Below are 17,105 nucleotides of genomic sequence, written 5' to 3'. Positions count from 1 at the left end.
TTATTCGTATAAGGGACACAAAACGCCATGCTATTACCTTGGCTAATTCTTATCCCCTTTATCGGCGGTCTGCTGTGCTGGCAGCTTGAGCGCTTCGGTACTAAGGTGCCGCGCTGGATAGCGCTGATCGCAATGGGGCTGACGTTGGCGCTCTCTCTGCAGCTGTGGATGCAGGGCGGCTATACATTGACCACGCCGAAAGGCATTCCGCAGTGGCAGAGCGAATTCCTGCTGCCGTGGATCCCGCGCTTCGGCATCTCCATCCACCTGGCGCTGGACGGTCTGTCGCTGCTGATGGTGGTGTTGACCGGTCTGCTGGGCGTGCTGGCGATCCTCTGTTCCTGGCGTGAAATCCAGAAGTATCAGGGCTTCTTCCACCTCAACCTGCTGTGGATCCTGGGCGGCGTTATCGGCGTGTTCCTCGCCATCGACATGTTCCTGTTCTTCTTCTTCTGGGAAATGATGTTGGTGCCGATGTACTTCCTGATCGCACTGTGGGGCCACAAGGCGTCGGACGGTAAAACCCGTATCACCGCGGCGACCAAGTTCTTCATCTACACCCAGGCCAGCGGTCTGGTGATGCTGATTGCGATCCTGGGCCTGGTGTTCGTGCACTACAACGCCACCGGCGTGTGGACCTTCGATTACGAAGACCTGCTGCAAACGCCGATGTCCCACAATGTGCAGTATGTGTTGATGCTGGGCTTCTTCATCGCCTTCGCGGTGAAAATGCCGGTGGTGCCACTGCACGGCTGGTTGCCGGACGCACACAGCCAGGCACCGACCGCAGGTTCTGTCGACCTGGCGGGCATCTTGCTGAAAACCGCGGCCTACGGCCTGCTGCGTTTCAGCCTGCCGCTGTTCCCTGAGGCTTCGCACGAGTTCGCGCCAATCGCCATGTGGCTGGGCGTGGTCGGCATCTTCTACGGTGCCTGGATGGCGTTCGCGCAGACCGACATCAAGCGTCTTATCGCCTACACCTCGGTTTCGCACATGGGCTTCGTGCTGATCGCCATCTACACCGGCAGCCAGCTGGCTTACCAGGGCGCCGTGATCCAGATGATCGCGCACGGTCTGTCTGCCGCCGGTATGTTTATCATCTGCGGCCAGCTGTATGAGCGCCTGCATACCCGTGACATGCGTCAGATGGGCGGCCTGTGGGGGCGTATCAAGTTCATCCCTGCGCTGTCGCTGTTCTTCGCCGTGGCTACGCTGGGGATGCCGGGCACCGGTAACTTCGTCGGCGAATTCATGATTCTGTTCGGCAGCTACCAGGTGGTGCCGGTGATCACCGTGATCTCCACCTTCGGTCTGGTGTTCGCTTCGGTTTACTCGCTGATCATGATGCAGCGCGCTTATTACGGTGCGCCTAAATCTGACCAGCCGCTGCAGGGCATGACCGCGCGCGAGCTGTTCATCATTCTGCTGCTGGTGGTGTTGCTGGTTCTGCTGGGGGTTTACCCGCAGCCGATTCTGGATACTTCCAACGCGGCGATGAGCAACGTGCAACACTGGTTTGGTTCGTCAGTTTCAGCAATTTCAACAACAAGGCCGTAATTCGCCATGACAATAACTCCTCAACAACTGATCGCACTGCTGCCGCTGTTGATCGTCGGATTGACGGTGGTGGTTGTGATGCTAGGCATTGCGTGGCGACGCGACCACTTTATCAACGCCACCCTGACCGTGATCGGTCTCAACCTGGCGCTGCTTTCGCTGTACTTTGTCGGCCAGGCAGGCCCAATGGATGTCACCCCGCTGCTGCGGGTTGACGGTTACTCGATGTTCTACACCGGGCTGGTGCTGCTGGCGAGTCTGGCGACCTGCACCTTCGCCTATCCGTGGCTGGTCGGCTATCCGGATAACCGCGAAGAGTTTTACCTGCTGGTGCTGATCGCCGCCCTGGGCGGCATCCTGCTGGCGAGCGCCAACCACCTGGCTTCGCTGTTCATCGGTATCGAGCTTATCTCGCTGCCGCTGTTCGGCCTGGTGGGTTACGCCTATCGCCAGAAGCGCCCGTTGGAAGCCGCCATCAAGTACATGCTGCTGTCCGCCGCCGCTTCGTCGTTCCTGCTGTTCGGTATGGCGCTGCTGTATGCCGAGTCCGGCGATCTGTCGCTGGCCGGCCTCGGCAAGAGCCTGCAGGAAAACATGATGCACCAGCCGCTGATCCTGGCCGGTATGGGCATGATGATCGTCGGTCTGGGCTTCAAGCTGTCGCTGGTGCCGTTCCAACTGTGGACGCCGGACGTGTATCAGGGCGCGCCTGCGCCGGTCTCGACCTTCCTGGCGACCGCCAGCAAGATCGCGATCTTCGCGGTCGTGATGCGTCTGTTCCTGTATGCCCCGGCCGCCGACAACGAAGCGCTGCGCATGGTGCTGTCGATCATCGCGTTCTGCTCTATCTTGTTCGGTAACCTGATGGCTATCAGCCAGACCAACATCAAGCGTCTGCTGGGCTACTCGTCCATCGCTCACCTGGGCTACCTGCTGGTGGCGCTGATTGCGGTGCAAACCCACCAGCTGTCGCTGGAAACCGCCGGCGTTTACCTGGCCGGTTACCTGTTCAGCAGCCTGGGCGCCTTCGGCGTAGTCAGCCTGATGTCCAGCCCGTACCGCGGCCCGGATGCGGATTCGCTGTTCTCTTACCGTGGCCTGTTCTGGCATAAGCCAATCTTGTCCGCGGTGATGACGGTGATGATGCTGTCGTTGGCCGGTATCCCGATGACGCTGGGCTTTATCGGTAAGTTCTTCGTGATCGCGATGGGCGTCAGCGCGCACCTGTGGTGGCTGACCGGCGCAGTTGTGGTAGGCAGCGCCATCGGCCTGTATTACTACCTGCGCGTGACCGTCAGCCTGTTCCTCAGCGCGCCGGAATCGCTGCAACGTGATACCCCGAACAACTGGGCGTTGACCGCCGGCGGCGTCGTGGTGCTGATCTCCGCCGCGCTGGTGCTGCTGCTGGGCGTCTACCCGCAGCCGCTGATTTCGCTGGTGCAGATGGCGCAGCCGACGTTCTGATAATGCTTCAGACGGTAAAAAGGTCGCTTCGGCGACCTTTTTTTATGGGCGGGGAAAAGGGATTGGGATTACAAGGTCATTTGTGCGGGTTGGCAGCGATAGAGTGCAGCCAGCTTTTCCCGGGTTTTCTTTTGTGGTTTTGAGTGCGGCGCTTCCCATTGGGAAACGGCAGATTGTGTTGTGCCCAATTTCTCCGCCACATCGTATTGTGAGAGGCCACGGAAAATCCGCCAGGCGGCAATCAAGCTGACGTCTTGATTCAGCATGATGGAAACGACTTCATGAGGTACGGTTTCATCATCATGCTCATCGGCGCGATAGGGAATAGACTCGTCGTCATTTCGCTGGCTCACCAGCTTTTTGTATTCATCAAGCGGTAAAACCACATAGAGCGGTTTGCCTGAGTCATCATGGATATACTGCAGCTTCGCCATTCGGCATACCTCTGACTTTCAATAAGTTGTCGATGTTCTACGTTTTACCTGCTGAATCAGACACACAATAGGTTCTTCATCGACGATCTCAAAAATGATGCGGTAGTTTCCTACGCGCAGGCGGTACTGGTTATCAGCATCGTGCAGTTTTTTAATGTCCAGTCGGACCGCCGGGAAAGCGCCTAATTGTTCAACCTTTGCCGCAATGGCCAACCGATTCTGAGCAGGCAGCGTCATCAATTGTTTAAGTGCTTTGCGTGACCAGCTAATCTTTGCCATGGTTCCCTCGGGCCGAACGCACGTCCTGTGCGATGATTAGATAATAAGCTTTATATCTTATTGCTTCAACCTTGCCGAAGAAAGAGGCGTGATGCTCAGCGCTACCTTTTTATGCGCCGGCACTCAGCTGTAATGAGCACTAAACGATGCTTCCAGCGCCTGCACTACCGCGCGCACGCGGGCGGCGCGCTGTATGTCGGGGTGCAGCACCAGCCAGATATCCACCCAGTCTTTGTTTTCCGGGAACAGGCGCACCAGCTCAGGGTCTTTGTCCGCCAGGAACGCGGAGAGCAGGCCGATGCCCAGCCCGCTGCGGGCGGCGGAACGCAACAGCAGTTGCGAATTGCATTGCAGCACCACGTTGGGAGCGTGCAGCGTTTCACCGCAGAAATCGCTCCAGTGGCGCGGCACCAGTTCACGCGGGAACATCAGCAGATCGTGCCCGCGCAGCTGCTCACCTTTGACCGGCATGCCGCGCTGCGCCAGGTAGCGCCGGCTGGCGTACAGCCCCATCTCGATGGTGGCCAGCCGCTTGATGATCAGCTCATCGTCATCGGGGCGGGCACCGCGGATCGCCAGGTCCGCGCCGTGATAAGAGATGTCGGCGATGTTCAGCGCCGTCAACAGCGTGATGGTGATGGCCGGATAGCGTTGCCGCAGATCTTGCAGCGCCGGCATCACGAAGGCTTCGGCCAGGGTATCGGTGGTGGCGATGCGCACGTTGCCGCACAGGCTTTCGTCGCCGCTGGCGGCTTTGCGGCCGATCGCCTGCACCGCATTTTCCATCTTCATCACGTCCGCCAGCATGGATTCGCCCAGCGGGCTGAGGGAGAAGGATTTCGGCGTGCGGATAAACAGCTTCGAACCCAGCGAACTTTCCAGCGCGGAGATGCGGCGGCCTACGGTCGCCTGATCCACCTGCAGCTGATTGGCGGCTTTGCGAAGCGTGCCACAGCGCGCGACGGCCAAAAAGAAGCGTGCGTCGTCCCAATTCATCATGCCATTTCCTTTTTGCGGGTTGGTCGGCGCTGTAAAGACAGGCCGGGCGAACGATAGCGGTTTCCATCATAAAGCGTTGTCCAGCCTGTAGGGAGAGAAAGACGTTAACGGTTTGCCCATCGGCGGTTATTTCTCCAGTGATGCAAGAATGAATCACCCTGATGCATTCTTGACGATACTTCGGCTGCTGCTGTAACGCTATGATAAGCGCCGTTCCCGGGCTGACCGGGCGATGGCAGGCCGCCGCCTGCCGATTTTGGGAGTTGAAGCATGTCAGAAAATACCGCCCTTCAGGATGCGGCGCCGAAAAATATGCAGACGTCGCACACGGCCATTTTACTGTTCCTGGCGCTGGCGTTGATGTCGGCACTGCTGAACAGCAGCGCACCGACGCCGCTTTACCCGTTGTATCAGCAGCAGCTTGCGCTGAGTTCCGTCAGTCTGACGGTCGTTTACGGCGCCTATGCCGCCGGCGTGTTGATCTCGCTGTTCGGCGTCGGCAATCTGGCCGGCAAGGTGAAGGATTTGCGCAGCATGATCGTGCCGGCATTGCTGGTGGTGTTGAGCGGTGCGTTGCTGTTCGCCTGGGCCGATACCTTCGCCATGATGCTCATGGCGCGGCTGCTGGCCGGGGTAGGCACCGGGGCGCTGACCGGCGCGGCGAACATCGCGCTGGTACGGTTTGGGCCGCGCGACGGCGGCAAAAACGCGGCTCTGATCGCCACGCTGTCGTTCACTACCGGGTTGGCGCTGGGGCCGATCTTCAGCGGCATCGCCTTGCAAACCGGTTTTCATCCCACGACGCTGCCGTTCGTTCTTATCATGGCCATTGCCGCCATTGCTGCGCTGGGCGTAATGCTGTGGTGGCCGCGCGGTGTGGTCGCGGCGCCGGTTCGTTCTGCGTCGGCGGCGGCAGAAAAAGGCGCATTGCTCGCGGGGCTGCGCGCCACCGGCGCTAAATTCTTTGTTTGTGCCGGGGCTCTGTTTATCTGTTGGGCTCTGGCAGCCAGTATTTTAGCTATCGGCCCTGGCGTGGCGGAAACGCTGCTGGGGATGCACCAACGGGGCGTCTTTGGCTATGCGATTGCGGTTTATCTGCTGATTGCCGGCATTAGCCAGATCCTGAGCCGCCGCGTTAACGCTCGTCATTCGCTGCTGTTCGGTTGCCTGGCGCAGGTGCTGGCGGCAGCGGTGTTCGCTATGGCGATTCAGTGGCACTCTCTGGGGCTGGCGGCGGCGGGGCTGGTGGTGGCCGGCTATGCTTACGGCGCCATTTTCGTCGGCAGCGCGACGCTGGTGAACCTGATTTCGCCGCCGGCCAACCATGCGCGTTTGCTTTCTCTGTTTTACGTTATCGCTTATATCGCCAACTGGGTACCGATCTTGTTGGGCGTGGTGGTCGATCGCGTCGATCTGCGTCAGGCAACCCATTTACTGTTCCTGGGGAGCGCTGTGGTGTGCCTGTTGCTGGCATGGAAGACGACTCGTGTCGGGTTCCCTCGTTAATTGTTTTGTGATGAATGTCTATTTTTAATAATTAACGACTCTTTAATTACATTTATGATGTGATTTATGTCGCATAAATTGGCCTGTTTTCGGGTAAACTGCGCGCTTTCTTTTTGCCGCGGGTCACTTTATGAACGTTCTTTTCGCCATTGCCGTCACCACCGGGATCCTTTCCGGCGTGTGGGGATGGGTTGCCGTCAGTCTGGGCTTGATCAGCTGGGCCGGTTTTCTCGGCTGCACGGCGTATTTCGCCTGCCCGCAGGGCGGTCTGAAAGGGCTGTTGATCGGCGCGTTGACCTGTTGCAGCGGCGTCTTTTGGGCGATGATGATCATCCACGGCAGCGAACTGGCGCCGCAGTGGAGTCTGCTGGGGTATCTGCTGACCGGCGTCGTGGCGTTCCTGATGTGCATTCAGGCCAAACAGCAGTGGCTGGGGTTCGTGCCCGGTACCTTTATCGGCGCCTGTGCGACCTTCGCCGGCGGCGGCGATTGGCCGCTGGTGACGCTGTCCCTGCTGGTGGGCCTGCTGTTCGGCTATGCGATGAAAAACAGCGGCCTGTGGTGGGCGGCGCGCAGTGAAAAAGCCCGCGCCAAGCCGTCAATCAGCGCAAATGCCGGCTCAAACGGCGTCGCCGAGTGAGCGGCAGCCGCGCCGCTGTGCAACCGTACCCCCTGATAACAAGAACGGTAATGTTGTTGAAAATTATCCATTTTCAATTGCACAGGTGTTGATTCCTCCCTCGCGGATTGCGTGAGATCACGTTAAGGGTAACAGGATTTCGTAACATGGTTTTCAGTGATTCCCATCACGTTTTTACCGGTAACAATCGGCTGAGATAGAGGCCTGTCCGATTGGAGGCCTGATGGCCGGGAATCATCATGAACAATTTGTTTTCACTGGATACCAAGACCGTTTTGATCACCGGCGCTTCACGCGGCATCGGTTTTCTGTTGGCGCGTGGCCTGGCGCAGCAAGGTGCGCATATTCTGATCAACGCCACCACCGAAGCGCATGCCCGCCACGCGGCCGAACGCCTGCGAGACGAAGGGCTGCGCGCTGATGCGGCGGCGTTCGACGTCACCGATTCTCAGGCGGTGCATGCCGCTATCGACCGTATCGAAGCGGACATCGGCGCGATAGACGTATTGATCAACAACGCCGGCATCCAGCGCCGCCACCCATTCACCGAGTTCCCGGAGCAAGACTGGGACGACATCATCGCCGTCAACCAGAAAGCGGTGTTTATCGTGTCGCAGACCGTAGCGCGCTACATGGTGCCGCGTCGACGCGGCAAAATAATCAACATCGGCTCGATGCAGAGCGAACTGGGGCGGGACACCATTACGCCTTATGCGGCGTCCAAGGGCGCGGTGAAAATGCTGACGCGCGGCATGTGCGTGGAACTGGCGCGTTACAATATTCAGGTCAACGGTATCGCCCCCGGCTATTTCAAAACCGAGATGACGCAGGCGCTGGCCGACGATCCGGCCTTTACCGCCTGGCTGACCCAACGTACGCCCGCCGCACGCTGGGGCGATCCGCAGGAGCTGATCGGCGCGGCGGTGTTCCTGGCCGCTGACGCTTCCGCCTTCGTCAATGGGCAGTTGCTGTTTGTCGATGGCGGCATGTCCGCCGCGGTGTAACCTTGTTTCCGTGGAGCATGAGATGAAAATTCAAACCCAGTCCTGCGTGGTGAACGGCAAACGCGACGTGGCGGTGATTGCGCAAGAGGTGGAGTACCAGGGGGTGGGGACGCTGGTGAAAATCCGTCGCGGCGGCATCTGCGGTTCGGATCTGCATTACTTCCAGGAAGGTAAGGTCGGCAATTTTCAGGTGCGTCAGCCAATGGTGCTGGGCCATGAGGCGATCGGCGAGGTGATCGCCAGCGATTCACCGCAGCTGCCGGTCGGTCAGAAGGTGGCGCTCAATCCCAGTAAGCCCTGCGGGCAGTGCAGATATTGTCTGGCGGAGCAGAGCAATCAATGCGTCGGGATGCGTTTTTTCGGCAGCGCGATGTATTTTCCGCACGTCGACGGCGCTTTTACCCAATATAAAGTGGTGAGCAGCGCGCAGTGCATTCCCTACGGCGCCGATCGCGATGACAGGGTGATGGTGTTCGCCGAACCGTTGGCGGTGGCGATCCACGCAGCGCAACAGCCTGGCGGCGTGGCCGGGAAAAAGGTCTTTGTGTCCGGCGTCGGCCCGATCGGCTGTCTGCTGGTGACGGCGCTGAAGGCGCTGGGCGCCGCCGAGATAGTCTGCGCCGATCTCAGCCCGCGTTGCCTGGCGATTGCCGCTCAAATGGGCGCGGATCGGTGCCTGCATGCCGCGGATGACGATTTCAGCGATTATCTGCGAGACAAAGGCTATTTCGACTTCGCCTTCGAAGTGGCGGGGCATCCGCAGTCGCTGCAGCGCTGCCTGGAGATCACGCGCGCTAAAGGCACCGTGGTGCAGGTGGGCATGGGTGGCAGCTTCCCTGATTTTCCATTGATGTTGTTGATCGCCAAGGAGTTGAACCTGCTCGGTTCGTTCCGTTTCGTGGCGGAGTTCGCGCAGGCGGTGGAGTGGCTGGCCGACGGCGTGGTCGATCCGCTGCCGCTGCTGTCGGCGGAATTCGCCAGCGGGCAGTTGGCGCAGGCGCTGGAGTTTGCCGGCGATAAACGCCAGGCCGCCAAGGTGCAATTGGTGTTTTAGGGTAAAAGTCCGATGGCCGCGTCCGGCGATCCTTGTCTATAGTGTAGGAACGCTTAATTTTTCAACCACGGAGATCTCACTATGGCAAGACATACGGATGCTGAGCAAACTACGCTGGATGACGATCTGAGAATGCTGACCGAGACGCTGGAAGAAGTGCTGCAATACACCGGCGATCGCGCGGATCAGGCTTACGTCGACATCAAGTCGCACGCCGAGCAGGCGCTGAGTGAGGTCAAGGCGCGCTGGGCGAACACCGGCGAATCCTACTATGCGCGGGCCAAAGAGGCGGTACACCGCACCGACGACTACGTGCGGGATAAACCCTGGCACAGCGTGGGCATCGGCGCCACCGTCGGGTTGGTGCTGGGGTTGCTGCTGGCGCGAAAATAAATCCTGTGTGCGGGGCGGCGGTAAGCCGCTTCGTTTTTTTCTTCAGACTGTGTTCTTTCACACGCTTCATCCCGCTGTTTCTCCAATAGCTTTTCCTTATCCCGCCTATACTTCCCGCTAGCCGCCAAAGAGAGGCTATTCCCCTGATTTTTGTATGGATGGATTGAGGCATTGTCGCTGCAAGTGTAAAGTGTCTGTGTCTTTATTGTTTGTTTTTTGTTCTTAATCAAATAATTATCTGATGTAAACACCCAGGGATATACGGCGTTCTTGCGCTGGCGCAAAAGCCGTGAAAATAACACCTCATATAATACAGAGCGTAACTACAGGCGCGGCACCCGTCGGCTGCGCCGGAGACGATCTCTGCTAACTGACTTGTGAGCGAACTATGTCGACAAGTGTTTTTAATCGCCGGTGGGCGGCTGTGCTGCTCGAGGCGTTGGCCCGCCATGGGGTGCGGCATGTTTGTATCGCTCCGGGATCGCGCTCCACGCCGCTGACGCTGGCCGCTGCGGCTAACCCCTCTTTTGTTTGCCACACCCATTTTGATGAGCGCGGGCTCGGCCATCTGGCGCTCGGGCTGGCGAAGGCCGCGCGTGAACCGGTGGCGGTGATCGTCACGTCCGGCACCGCGGCGGCTAACCTTTATCCGGCTTTGATCGAAGCCGGCCTGACCGGTGAGCGGCTGGTGTTTCTCACCGCCGATCGGCCGCCGGAACTGATCGATTGCGGCGCCAATCAGGCGATCCGTCAGAACGGCCTCTACAGCAGCCATCCGACGCTGGCGATTGATTTACCGCGTCCTACGCCGGATATTCCGGCCGCCTGGCTGGCCTCCAGCGTCGACAGCGCGATGGCGCGCTTGCAGCATGGCGCTTTGCATATCAACTGTCCGTTCGCCGAGCCGCTGTACGGCGGCGATGAGCTTAACCACGCTGACTGGTCCGCCGCATTGGGCGACTGGTGGCAGAGCGATCGGCCATGGCTGCGGGAAAGCGAGGCGCATGCGGCGCCGGCGCCGCAGCCGGACTGGTTCTTCTGGCGGCAAAAGCGCGGCGTGGTGTTGGCCGGGCGCATGAGCGCGGAAGAGGGCGCGCGATTGGCCGACTGGGCCGAGACGCTGGGCTGGCCGCTGATCGGCGACGCGCTGTCGCAGACTGGGCAACCGCTGCCCTGCGCCGACTTGTGGCTCGCTCATCCACAGGCCCAACGCATGCTGAAAGACGCGCAGCTGGTGGTGCAGTTCGGCGGCAGCCTGACCGGCAAGCGCGTGCTGCAGTGGCAGGCACAGTGCCGGCCGGAAGAGTATTGGGTGATCGACGAGTTGCCTGGGCGGCTCGATCCGGCCCAGCATCGCGGCCGTCGCCTGCGCGCCAGCGTGGCGCAATGGTTGGCGCAACATCCGGCGCAACCGCGCACGCCGTGGGCCGCCGGGCTGACCGCGTTGGCGAGCCAGGCGCTGGCGGCCGCGTCCGCGCGTTTGCACGATAGCTTTGGCGAGGCGCAACTGGCGCACCGGCTGCCGGAGCTGCTGCCGGAGAATGGCCAGCTGTTCCTCGGCAACAGCCTGGTGGTGCGGCTGATCGACGCGCTAACGCCATTGCCCGCCGCCTATCCGGTGTTCAGCAACCGCGGCGCCAGCGGCATCGATGGTCTGATCTCCACCGCCGCCGGCGTACAGCGCGCCACCGCCAAACCGACACTGGCGGTGGTGGGCGATCTTTCCGCCTTGTATGACCTCAATGCGCTGGCGCTGCTGCGTCAGTGCTCTGCGCCGACGGTGTTGATCGTCGTCAACAATAACGGTGGCCAAATTTTCTCGCTGCTGCCGACGCCGGAAGAGGAACGGCAGCGCTTTTACTGCATGCCGCAAAATGTCGAGTTCAGCCACGCGGCGGCGATGTTCCAACTGGGGTACGCGCGGCCGGAGAACTGGAGCCAACTGCAACAGGCGGTTGAACAAGGCTGGCGGCGCGGCGGCGCAACGATTATCGAACTGCAGGTGCCGCCGAGTGAAGGAGCCGAAAGCCTGCAATATCTGGTGCAACAGATGGCGGTGCAATGATGCTGGCGACGCGGGTTTTACAACAGGGCGAAGCGGGCCGGCCTTGGCTGGTGTGGCTGCACGGCCTGCTCGGCAACAGCAATGAGTGGCGGGTGATCGCCGCGCGCTGCCCGGAATGGCCATCGCTGGCTATCGATCTGCCCGGTCACGGCGATTCCGTGGCGGTGAGCTGTCGCGGCTTCGACGACATCAGCGCTCAGATCGCCGCCACGCTGCAGCTACGCAATATCGAACGCTATTGGCTGGTGGGCTACTCGCTCGGCGGGCGCATCGCCATGTATCACGCCTGCCATGGCCGCCACGACGGTCTGCAAGGCGTGCTGGTCGAGGGCGGCAATCCGGGGCTGGAGGACGCAGAACAGCGCCGCCATCGCTGCGAGCAGGATGCGCTGTGGGCGGCGCGCTTTCGCAGTGAGCCGATCGCCGAAGTTCTGGCGGACTGGTATCAACAGCCGGTGTTCAAAGAGCTTAGCCATGTGCATCGTCAGGCGCTGATCGGCGCGCGCTCGGTCAACAGCGGCCCGGCGATCGCCGACATGCTCGAAGCGACGTCGCTCGGGCGGCAACCTTACCTGGCGCCGCAGCTGAGCCAACTGACCGTACCGCTGCGGGTGCTGTGCGGTGAAAACGATCCCAAATTTCAACGGCTGGCGCGCGACGCCGGGTTGCCGTTGCGCATCGTGCCGCAGGCCGGCCACAACGCGCATCTGGCTAATCCGCAAGATTTCGTCGCCGAGCTGCAGACCTTTCTCGTTAACCCTGGTTAAAGGAACCGAACATGCTTTATCCGAATGAAGAACAGCTGTACGCCGCCATCGCCTGGCAGGATTGCACCGGCGATTTCGAAGACATCCTGTATCACAAGTCCGCCGACGGCATCGCCAAAATCACCATCAACCGGCCGCAGGTGCGCAATGCGTTTCGCCCGCAAACGGTCAAAGAGATGATCGACGCGCTGGCCAACGCCCGTTACGACGACGGCATCGGGGTGATTATTCTCACCGGCGCCGGCGATAAGGCCTTCTGCTCCGGCGGCGATCAGAAAGTGCGCGGCGACTACGGCGGCTATCGCGACGACAGCGGCGTACATCACCTCAACGTGCTGGACTTCCAGCGCCAGATCCGCACCTGCCCGAAACCGGTGGTGGCGATGGTGGCCGGCTACTCGATCGGCGGCGGCCATGTGCTGCACATGATGTGCGATCTGACCATTGCGGCGGATAACGCCATTTTCGGCCAGACCGGCCCGAAAGTCGGCTCGTTCGACGGCGGCTGGGGCGCGTCTTATATGGCGCGCATCGTCGGCCAGAAGAAGGCGCGCGAAATCTGGTTCCTGTGCCGCCAGTACGACGCCGCCGCCGCGCTGGACATGGGGCTGGTCAACACCGTGGTGCCGCTGGCCGAACTGGAGAAAGAGACGGTGCGCTGGTGCCGCGAAATGCTGCAGAACAGTCCGATGGCGCTGCGCTGCCTGAAGGCGGCGCTGAACGCCGACTGCGACGGCCAGGCCGGTTTGCAAGAGCTGGCGGGCAACGCCACCATGCTGTTCTACATGACCGACGAAGGGCAGGAAGGGCGCAACGCATTCAACGAGAAGCGTCAGCCGGACTTCAGCAAATTCAAGCGTAACCCGTAATGAACGGCGCGAACCGCAGCGCGGCGCTTTACCGTTACAGCCTGCCGATGGAGGCGGGCGTGGTGCTGCGCAATCAGCGGTTGAAAACGCGTGACGGATTGGTGGTGCAGCTGCGCCAGGGCGATCGTGAAGGCTGGGGAGAGATCGCGCCGCTGCCTGAGTTCAGCCGGGAAACGCTGGCGCAGGCCGAGCAGGCCGCATTGGAGTGGCTGCAGGCGTGGTTAGCGGGCAACGAACCGGATGATAGCGCGCTGCCCTCGGTGGCCTTTGGGCTCAGCTGCGCGCAGGCCGAGCTGGAGCAGCACTTGCCGACGCAGGCGGATTTCCGCAAGGCGCCGCTGTGTACCGGCGATCCGGATGAGCTGTTCGAAACCTTGAATGCCTTGCCGGGCGAGAAAGTCGCCAAGGTGAAAGTGGGGTTGTATGAGGCGGTACGCGACGGCATGATCGTCAACGTGCTGCTGGAGGCGCTGCCGGATCTGCGGCTGCGGCTGGACGCCAACCGCAGCTGGAGCCGCGCCAAAGCCGACGGCTTCGCCAGGTACGTCAACCCGGCGTGGCGCGATCGCATCGCCTTCCTGGAGGAGCCCTGCAAGACCCGTGATGAGTCGCGCGATTTCGCCCGGGCGACCGGCATCGCCATCGCCTGGGATGAGAGCGTGCGTGAGGCGGACTTTGTGGTGCAGGCCGAGCCGGGCGTGGCGGCCATCGTGATCAAGCCGACGCTGGTCGGCAGCCTGACGCGCTGCCAGACACTGGTGGCGCAGGCGCACGCGGCGGGGCTGACGGCGGTGATCAGCTCCAGCATCGAATCCAGTCTGGGGTTGACCCAGCTGGCGCGCATCGCCCGCTGGCTGACGCCAGACACTGTGCCGGGATTGGACACGCTGGGATTGATGCAGGCACAGGTGCTGCGTCCGTGGCCGGACAGTGCGTTGCCGCTGCTGGAGGTTTCGGCGCTGGAGTGCCTATGGCGCCGTTAAGCGATTGGCCCTGGCGGCACTGGGCGCGCCTTCAGCCGCAGTCGACGGCGCTGCTGCTCGGCGAACGGCCGCTGAGCTGGCTGGCGTTGCAAAGCCAGGTGGATGAGCTGGCGGCGGATTTTCAGCACCAGGGCGTGGAGCCGGGCTGCGGCGTGGCGCTGTGCGGCAAAAACAGCTATCCGCTGCTGCTGGCCTATCTGGCGCTGCTGCAATGCGGCGCCCGTCTGCTGCCGCTCAATCCCGCCTTGCCGACGTCGCTGTTGGCGCAGCTATTGCCTGAATTGGATATAACCTTTGCCTTCGGCCCGGATCCTTTGCCGGCGCTGCCGGAGGCGCTGATTCGGTTGACGCCGCCCTCGACCGAGCCGCGCTGGCCGAACCTGCCGGCGTGGGATACGCAACGTCTGGCGACGCTGACGTTGACCTCCGGCTCCAGCGGCATGCCGAAGGCGGCCGCGCACAGCTACGCCAACCATCTGGCCAGCGCCGACGGGGTGTTGCGGCTGATGGATTTCCAGCGTGAGGATTGCTGGCTGTTGTCATTGCCGCTGTTTCACGTTTCCGGCCAGGGCATCGTCTGGCGCTGGCTGGCAGCGGGTGCCCGGTTGGCGGTGCGCGAGATGCACCCGCTGGCCGAGGCGCTGGCGGGATGCACGCATGCTTCGCTGGTGCCGACGCAGCTTTGGCGGCTGCTGGCGCAACCGCTGACGGGCGTGACGCTGAAGGCAGTGCTGCTCGGTGGCGCGATGATCCCGGTCGAACTGACCGAACGGGCGGAAGCTGCGGGGATACGCTGCTGGTGCGGTTATGGGTTGACCGAACTCGCCTCCACGGTGTGCGCCAAGCGCGCCGATGCACGGCCGGGCGTCGGTCTGCCGCTGAGCGGCCGCGAGATCAAGCTGGTGGACGAGGAGGTCTGGATCCGCGCCGGCAGCCTGGCGCTCGGCTACTGGCGTCATGGCCATGTGCGGCCGCTGGCCGATGAGCAGGGCTGGTTCGCGACCCGCGATCGCGGCGTGATGGCCGAAGGGGAGCTGCGCATTCTCGGCCGGCTGGACAACCTGTTTTTCAGCGGCGGCGAAGGGGTGCAGCCGGAAGATATCGAACGCGTGCTGGCGGCGCATCCGCAGATCACCCAGGTGTTTGTGGTGCCGGTGGCGGATGCCGAATTCGGCCAGCGGCCGGTGGCGGTGATCGACGGCGACCCGTCGTTGTCGCTGGCGGCATTGCTCGCCTGGTCGCAGGATAAGCTGGCTAATTTCCAGCGTCCGATGGCGCTGTTTGCCTTGCCCGACGAGCTGAAAAGCGGCGGCATCAAGATTTCGCGCCGTCAGCTGCAGCAGTGGGTAGCGCAGCGTTTCTCTCCGGCATAAAAAAGCCGCCCGACAGGGCGGCTGAGTTGATGACGGCAGGGGGTTACTTCAGCCCCAACGCCTTGGCGACGCCGGTGCCGTAGTCCGGGTGCACTTTGCTGAACAGCTCGACCTGCCGGCGCTGAATCTGTTCCGGCACCTGCGACAGTTCGCCGGCGATGCGGGTGAACATGCGCTGGTGCTCTTCGGCGCTCAGCAGGTTGAACAGCGCGCGCGGCTGGCTGTAGTAATCGTCGTCTTCACGATGATTCCAGTGGTCGGCCGCCCCTTCAATGCTCAACGGCGGTTCGCTGAAGTCCGGCTGCTCCTGGAACAGACCGAAGCTGTTCGGCTCGTAGGTGGCGCCGTTGCCGCTGTTGCCGTCCACGCGCATCGCACCGTCGCGATGATAGTTGTGGAACGGGCATTTGGCACCGTTCACCGGGATCTGGTGGTGGTTGACGCCCAGGCGATAGCGGTGTGCATCCCCATACGAGAACAGGCGGCCCTGCAGCATTTTATCCGGCGAGAAGCTGATGCCCGGCACCACGTTGGCGGGGTTCATCGCCACCTGCTCGACCTCGGAGAAGTAGTTGTCGGGGTTGCGGTTGAGCTCGAAATAGCCGACGTCGATCAGCGGATAGTCGCCGTGCGGCCATACCTTGGTCAGATCGAACGGGTTATAGGGCGTCTGCGAGGCTTCATGTTCCGGCATGATCTGAATTTGCAGCTTCCAGCGCGGGAAGTCGCCGCGCTTGATCGCCTCGAACAGATCGCGCTGTGAGCTTTCGCGATCCTTGGCGATGATCGCTTCCGCCTCTTCATCCATCAGGTTTTCAATACCTTGTTCGCAGCGGAAGTGGAATTTCACCCAGAAGCGCTCGTTGGCGGCATTGATAAAACTGAAGGTGTGGCTGCCGAAGCCGTGCATGTGGCGGTAGGACTTCGGAATGCCGCGATCGCTGAAGTCGATGGTCAGCTGATGCAGCGATTCAGGCAGGTGAGAGAAGAAGTCCCATTTGTACACCGGGTTGCGCAGGTTGGTATGCGGATCGCGTTTCACCACGTGGTTGAGATCGGGGAATTTCAGCGGATCGCGCAGATAGAACACCGGCGTATCGTTGCCCACCAAATCCCAGTTGCCTTCTTCGGTATAAAACTTCATGGCGAAGCCGCGAATATCGCGCTCGGCGTCGGCGGCGCCGCGTTCACCGGCGACGGTGGAGAAGCGGATGAACATGTCGGTCTGTTTGCCGACCTCGGAGAAGATCTTGGCGCGGGTGTAGCGGGTAATGTCGTGGGTGACGGTAAAGGTGCCGTAGGCGCCCGATCCTTTGGCGTGCATGCGGCGCTCGGGGATGACCTCGCGGTCGAAGTGGGCCAGTTTTTCCAGGAACCACACGTCCTGCAACAACATCGGGCCGCGTTTGCCTGCGGTGATCACGTTATTGTTATCGACAACCGGGGCGCCGGCTGCGGTGGTCAGTCCTTTCTTGCTCATCACTTGCTCCTTATCGTAGTGCATTTAAGTAAAGACTCGGGCGGTTTAAGCGTTCATCAGCATAGTCCTTTGGCGGGGCTTTTTCCCCTGACCTTGGTCAAAGCCACTACTAGTTGTAGCCCTATTGCCGAGCGGCGGCAAATAGGTCTCGGTTATCGTTGGCATCGCCTTGACGAATATAGAGTGTTGTTTGCAAATATTTACATTTATTTGATTAATGAAGAATTTTTTCGCTTTT

Annotated in this window: 16 protein-coding genes; 12 read left to right on the top strand and 4 right to left on the bottom strand. The window is 61.2% G+C overall.

Annotation, left to right across the window (positions count from 1 at the left end):
* Positions 1-27 precede the first annotated feature (27 nt).
* Complete coding sequence (gene nuoM, locus AAIE04_RS20475; RefSeq protein ID WP_025160171.1) at positions 28-1,557, top strand: NADH-quinone oxidoreductase subunit M; 1,530 nt, start codon at positions 28-30, stop codon at positions 1,555-1,557.
* 6 nt (positions 1,558-1,563) lie between these two features.
* On the top strand, positions 1,564-3,021 hold the full coding sequence (gene nuoN, locus AAIE04_RS20470) for an NADH-quinone oxidoreductase subunit NuoN (RefSeq protein ID WP_004936000.1): 1,458 nt from the start codon (positions 1,564-1,566) through the stop codon (positions 3,019-3,021).
* Between the two features lie 68 nt (positions 3,022-3,089).
* Here the strand turns inward: nuoN and AAIE04_RS20465 are convergent, their stop codons facing one another.
* The 3 genes from AAIE04_RS20465 to AAIE04_RS20455 form a co-directional block, all read right to left on the bottom strand.
* Positions 3,090-3,455 (bottom strand): helix-turn-helix domain-containing protein, encoded by a 366-nt coding sequence (locus AAIE04_RS20465; protein WP_049241835.1) that lies wholly within the window; start codon positions 3,453-3,455, stop codon positions 3,090-3,092.
* Positions 3,456-3,473: 18 nt separating this feature from the next.
* Positions 3,474-3,734, bottom strand: coding sequence for a type II toxin-antitoxin system RelE family toxin (locus AAIE04_RS20460; protein ID WP_154871010.1), 261 nt, complete (start codon positions 3,732-3,734; stop codon positions 3,474-3,476).
* Between the two features lie 123 nt (positions 3,735-3,857).
* The gene (locus tag AAIE04_RS20455; protein WP_498056759.1) at positions 3,858-4,733 is read right to left on the bottom strand and encodes a LysR family transcriptional regulator; all 876 of its coding nucleotides are present in this window, start codon (positions 4,731-4,733) and stop codon (positions 3,858-3,860) included.
* A 270-nt stretch (positions 4,734-5,003) separates the two neighbouring features.
* Between AAIE04_RS20455 and AAIE04_RS20450 the strand changes: the two genes are divergently transcribed.
* From AAIE04_RS20450 to menE, 10 genes are all read left to right on the top strand, one after another.
* Positions 5,004-6,239 (top strand): MFS transporter, encoded by a 1,236-nt coding sequence (locus tag AAIE04_RS20450; RefSeq protein ID WP_498577613.1) that lies wholly within the window; start codon positions 5,004-5,006, stop codon positions 6,237-6,239.
* Between the two features lie 130 nt (positions 6,240-6,369).
* Positions 6,370-6,879, top strand: a complete 510-nt coding sequence (locus tag AAIE04_RS20445; protein WP_019453712.1) for a DUF1097 domain-containing protein — start codon at positions 6,370-6,372, stop codon at positions 6,877-6,879.
* 239 nt (positions 6,880-7,118) lie between these two features.
* On the top strand, positions 7,119-7,883 hold the full coding sequence (gene idnO / locus AAIE04_RS20440) for a gluconate 5-dehydrogenase (RefSeq protein ID WP_019453711.1): 765 nt from the start codon (positions 7,119-7,121) through the stop codon (positions 7,881-7,883).
* Positions 7,884-7,905: 22 nt separating this feature from the next.
* Complete coding sequence (idnD, locus tag AAIE04_RS20435; RefSeq protein WP_063919779.1) at positions 7,906-8,937, top strand: L-idonate 5-dehydrogenase; 1,032 nt, start codon at positions 7,906-7,908, stop codon at positions 8,935-8,937.
* 81 nt (positions 8,938-9,018) lie between these two features.
* A complete protein-coding gene (gene elaB, locus AAIE04_RS20430; protein WP_025160172.1) occupies positions 9,019-9,330 on the top strand; it encodes a stress response protein ElaB in 312 nt (103 codons plus the stop codon).
* 388 nt (positions 9,331-9,718) lie between these two features.
* A complete protein-coding gene (gene menD / locus AAIE04_RS20425) occupies positions 9,719-11,395 on the top strand; it encodes a 2-succinyl-5-enolpyruvyl-6-hydroxy-3-cyclohexene-1-carboxylic-acid synthase (RefSeq protein ID WP_025160173.1) in 1,677 nt (558 codons plus the stop codon).
* Positions 11,392-12,162, top strand: a complete 771-nt coding sequence (menH, locus tag AAIE04_RS20420) for a 2-succinyl-6-hydroxy-2,4-cyclohexadiene-1-carboxylate synthase (RefSeq protein WP_063919778.1) — start codon at positions 11,392-11,394, stop codon at positions 12,160-12,162. The genes menD and menH overlap by 4 nt, the downstream gene beginning before the upstream one ends.
* Before the next feature lie 11 nt (positions 12,163-12,173).
* Complete coding sequence (menB, locus tag AAIE04_RS20415) at positions 12,174-13,031, top strand: 1,4-dihydroxy-2-naphthoyl-CoA synthase (RefSeq protein WP_019453706.1); 858 nt, start codon at positions 12,174-12,176, stop codon at positions 13,029-13,031.
* Complete coding sequence (menC, locus tag AAIE04_RS20410; RefSeq protein ID WP_498577612.1) at positions 13,031-14,014, top strand: o-succinylbenzoate synthase; 984 nt, start codon at positions 13,031-13,033, stop codon at positions 14,012-14,014. Before menB ends, menC begins: the two co-directional genes overlap by 1 nt.
* Entirely contained in the window at positions 14,002-15,387 is a 1,386-nt protein-coding gene (gene menE / locus AAIE04_RS20405) for an o-succinylbenzoate--CoA ligase (RefSeq protein ID WP_498577611.1), read from the top strand. Before menC ends, menE begins: the two co-directional genes overlap by 13 nt.
* Positions 15,388-15,430: 43 nt before the next feature.
* On the opposite strand, the gene katA is transcribed toward menE, so the two are convergent.
* On the bottom strand, positions 15,431-16,867 hold the full coding sequence (gene katA / locus AAIE04_RS20400; RefSeq protein ID WP_498577610.1) for a catalase KatA: 1,437 nt from the start codon (positions 16,865-16,867) through the stop codon (positions 15,431-15,433).
* Positions 16,868-17,105 lie beyond the last annotated feature (238 nt).

The sequence above is a fragment of the Serratia sp. Ae19-1 genome, assembly GCF_059801225.1.
This window is presented reverse-complemented; position numbering and strand designations above follow the sequence as displayed.

Excerpts from the sequence above, each read along its gene's own strand:
- nuoM (WP_025160171.1), top strand. The coding sequence starts at position 28 with ATGCTATTACCTTGGCTAATTCTTATCCCCTTTATCGGCGGTCTGCTG.
- nuoN (WP_004936000.1), top strand. The coding sequence starts at position 1,564 with ATGACAATAACTCCTCAACAACTGATCGCACTGCTGCCGCTGTTGATC.
- AAIE04_RS20465 (WP_049241835.1), bottom strand. The coding sequence starts at position 3,455 with ATGGCGAAGCTGCAGTATATCCATGATGACTCAGGCAAACCGCTCTAT.
- AAIE04_RS20460 (WP_154871010.1), bottom strand. The coding sequence starts at position 3,734 with ATGGCAAAGATTAGCTGGTCACGCAAAGCACTTAAACAATTGATGACG.
- AAIE04_RS20455 (WP_498056759.1), bottom strand. The coding sequence starts at position 4,733 with ATGATGAATTGGGACGACGCACGCTTCTTTTTGGCCGTCGCGCGCTGT.
- AAIE04_RS20450 (WP_498577613.1), top strand. The coding sequence starts at position 5,004 with ATGTCAGAAAATACCGCCCTTCAGGATGCGGCGCCGAAAAATATGCAG.
- AAIE04_RS20445 (WP_019453712.1), top strand. The coding sequence starts at position 6,370 with ATGAACGTTCTTTTCGCCATTGCCGTCACCACCGGGATCCTTTCCGGC.
- idnO (WP_019453711.1), top strand. The coding sequence starts at position 7,119 with ATGAACAATTTGTTTTCACTGGATACCAAGACCGTTTTGATCACCGGC.
- idnD (WP_063919779.1), top strand. The coding sequence starts at position 7,906 with ATGAAAATTCAAACCCAGTCCTGCGTGGTGAACGGCAAACGCGACGTG.
- elaB (WP_025160172.1), top strand. The coding sequence starts at position 9,019 with ATGGCAAGACATACGGATGCTGAGCAAACTACGCTGGATGACGATCTG.
- menD (WP_025160173.1), top strand. The coding sequence starts at position 9,719 with ATGTCGACAAGTGTTTTTAATCGCCGGTGGGCGGCTGTGCTGCTCGAG.
- menH (WP_063919778.1), top strand. The coding sequence starts at position 11,392 with ATGATGCTGGCGACGCGGGTTTTACAACAGGGCGAAGCGGGCCGGCCT.
- menB (WP_019453706.1), top strand. The coding sequence starts at position 12,174 with ATGCTTTATCCGAATGAAGAACAGCTGTACGCCGCCATCGCCTGGCAG.
- menC (WP_498577612.1), top strand. The coding sequence starts at position 13,031 with ATGAACGGCGCGAACCGCAGCGCGGCGCTTTACCGTTACAGCCTGCCG.
- menE (WP_498577611.1), top strand. The coding sequence starts at position 14,002 with ATGGCGCCGTTAAGCGATTGGCCCTGGCGGCACTGGGCGCGCCTTCAG.
- katA (WP_498577610.1), bottom strand. The coding sequence starts at position 16,867 with ATGAGCAAGAAAGGACTGACCACCGCAGCCGGCGCCCCGGTTGTCGAT.